Source organism: Bacillus paranthracis (genome assembly GCF_001883995.1).
GTDB classification, from domain to species: Bacteria; Bacillota; Bacilli; order Bacillales; family Bacillaceae_G; genus Bacillus_A; species Bacillus_A paranthracis.
On record NZ_MACE01000052.1, the window covers coordinates 1 to 2,997 of the forward strand.

General features: G+C 34.1%; 2 protein-coding genes and 1 pseudogene. 1 reads left to right on the forward strand and 2 read right to left on the reverse strand.

From position 1 onward, the window contains the following. Positions 1–257: 257 nt before the first annotated feature. Positions 258–850, reverse strand: a pseudogene (locus BAQ46_RS21870) (nuclease/transposase family protein); the annotation flags it as partial. 109 nt (positions 851–959) lie between these two features. Between BAQ46_RS21870 and BAQ46_RS21875 the strand changes: the two are divergent. Beyond that, entirely contained in the window at positions 960–1,892 is a 933-nt protein-coding gene (locus BAQ46_RS21875; RefSeq protein ID WP_001998796.1) for a DMT family transporter, read from the forward strand. 86 nt (positions 1,893–1,978) lie between these two features. Here the strand turns inward: BAQ46_RS21875 and BAQ46_RS21880 are convergent, their stop codons facing one another. Further along, positions 1,979–2,770, reverse strand: coding sequence for a sulfotransferase family 2 domain-containing protein (locus BAQ46_RS21880; RefSeq protein WP_000460200.1), 792 nt, complete (start codon positions 2,768–2,770; stop codon positions 1,979–1,981). Between the last annotated feature and the right edge of the window lie 227 nt (positions 2,771–2,997).

Below are 2,997 nucleotides of genomic sequence, written 5' to 3' on the forward strand. Positions count from 1 at the left end.
GTTGGGACCTTGTCCCTGTGAGAGTAGGACGTCGCCAAGCAAAAACCTAAGTCGTTTCGACTTAGGTTTTTTGTGTTTATTTATATATATCAAATGACATAATCCGTAAATTTAGTAATCTTAATGAGAGAAAAGGATGAAATGGAGACGTTTTAAAGTCAACTACCCCCAGTGAGACAAAGCCTTTCAGTGGGGGCTTGAGCTCGAGCGCTAGGTCTTTTCGTCTATCGCTAGACAGTTTGACGCTCTAGCATTTATGCTACCCCACGATTTGTCACGCAACTTACTAATCTATCTACACCTAAATCGCAATTCAAAGCGTTACTCGTAGTCGTGGATGGTTTCTTCATTTGAGAAACATGCATTTCATATGTATCATGCACCTCAAAGAACCGACTTTTTTGCTTCGGTGCAATCTCAATGTAGAAGATTTTTTTATGTCTTAAATTTTTCGGCATACGTATTTTAATGGAACCCAATTTTTTTTGAATGCCACATTCATCGGAACCATCCAATACCCGTTATTATCCACTTTAGGGACTTGATAGATTTCAATGATTCGTTTGTCAGTGGAACGAGAATAATTTGGAAACTTCGGACGCCCTGTGAACTGCTCAGGATTTTTCTTACATTGTTCCAACGCTTTAAAAAAGCTCTTCACTTCTGCATATAAGGCTCTGCGAATCGCTTGAATAGAATTTGATTGAACGCCCCAATCATTCGTATTGGCTTGCAGGGCAGTATCTACTTCTTTTACAGTAGCCATCCTGTTATTGTTTAAGTAACTTTGTTTCATCGTGTACAAGCCAACATTTCGCAACGCTTTTGAGCTATGTGACATGCGCTGAAGTGAACCCCCGCTGATTAAAGTTTCAATTTATACAATATCTTTTCATTTTTAAAGGATTTCATTCATCAAAAAATCTATAATTAAGGTAATTAATATATATTATTGATGGGTGTGGGGGATTATGAAAGAAATATGCATGTTATTAGTGGCTGTTATATTATGGGGGACAGCCATTGCGCCAACAAAGTGGGCGTTAGAAGTTATTCAGCCATTTACTTTGTTATTTATTCGCCTTTTCTTCGCTGGTGGAATTTGTTTGCTATTTTCATTTAAACAATTAAAAAAATCGGTTGTACATAAACAAGTGCCGTGGAAAAGAATGAGTTTACTATCTTTTACTGGTGTAGCTGGTTACTTTATGTTCACATCCTACGGTATTTCTTTAACAAGTGGATTACATGTTAGTATTATTGATGCTGCTTTACCGTTAGTTACAATTCTTTTTTCAGCGATCTTTTTGAAAGAAAAAATTCAGCTTAATTATTGGATCGGTATTGTATTGGGAGCTGCTGGAGTACTTCTTATTACTATCCCATCTAGTAACGGTAATCAAGAAGTATCTTTAATAGGAGATACCCTTATTTTATTAAGCACTTTCTTATTTGCTTTCTATACAGTATTGTTGAAAAGACCAAAACAAGAACAGTATTTATCAAACAAGGTTTTTACAACATTAACTTTAATTATTGGAGCTGTTATTTTATTACCATTTGCAATGGTAGAAACTTTTTACTATGGTTTCCCAGAAATCGAAACATGGAAGACTGGATTTAGTGTAATGTATCTTGTTATAGGCGCAACAATTTTAGCGTATTGGTTTTGGAATAGAGCACTAGAGACAGTCTCGGCATCAGTAAGTGGGTTATATTTAAATGCATTACCGTTAATAAGTATTGTTGCTTCAATTGCTTTATTAGATGAGTCTTTAACTTGGAAGATAGTAATAGGAGGAAGTTTAGTCTTAATAGGAGTAGGATGGGCAGATAGACAAAAGATAAGTAAGTTATTAAAGAAGAATAACTTGAATAGTAAGGAATGCTAAGTAACATATTGTATATAGTTTAAATATAAAAAAACACCTTATATATATTAGGTGTTTTTTTATTTGGCAAAGATAATAGATTGAAATCAGTATAGGTATTCTCTACTATATTTATACGTATTGAAATCATTTTGAAATATTGTTTGAACGAGTTGTATACATTCGGTATCATAAAAACTTTCGAAAGTGGGGTAGCGAGGAAATAAAGGGTCAGTAATATCGGCTTCGCTAAAATTCCCTTTATAAATCATGGCGGGAGTTTGATGATGCCATGATATTGAGAACTCATTTATTGGTGCAGTTTTTAATTCGAAACGCTTTTCTAATGCTTTCATATCCTGATCGAAGTTTTCTAAGTATATATAATTGGTCACATATTCTTCTTCACCAGCTATATATTGTTGTGTGAAATGCGGGTTAATATCATTTCCTTGAGCATCATTAATGAATAGATAGTATAGAAATTGTTTAAATGAGAGGCCTTTGGAGGAGTTTTCATCTTGATATAAAAACTTTCGGATGGGCTTCCATTCGGGATTTTCTATATAGGGAGGTGCGATTAAGGATACGAAAGAGCTCACTGCTCGTCTATAAGGGTTACGAACAAGCTTAAAAGTTTCTTTTTGTTTTTCGCGTAATGCTATACCTAGTCGAACACTATAGGCAGGTGTACTTTTGTATATGTCATATTCATAATTATGAATGAAAGGACTATAATTTAGAGCTGTCTGTAATAAGTCAATCTGATAAAAAAACCACTTAGCAAGAGAAGTACAACCACTTTTTTGGCTCCAAAATAGAATGATAGGAAAATTCTTATGATAATGTGGGTTTCTTGAATGGGCGTTGACGATATGTAATAAGGAAGGATCGAACAATCTCTACACCCCTTTCAGGTATTTTAATTATATGTATGAAAAATAAAGAGGAATATGAGTAGCTGTTTCATCTTTTCTAAAAAAGTGAAAGATTAATATTGACTATTATTGAATAGGGGTGTAATATAGAACAAGTCGCCGATGACAACAACGTTGAAAGCGACAAACGAAATAAAAAACTTAGTTGACATTGAAAGATGAAAATGTTAACATAAGGAAGTCGCAAA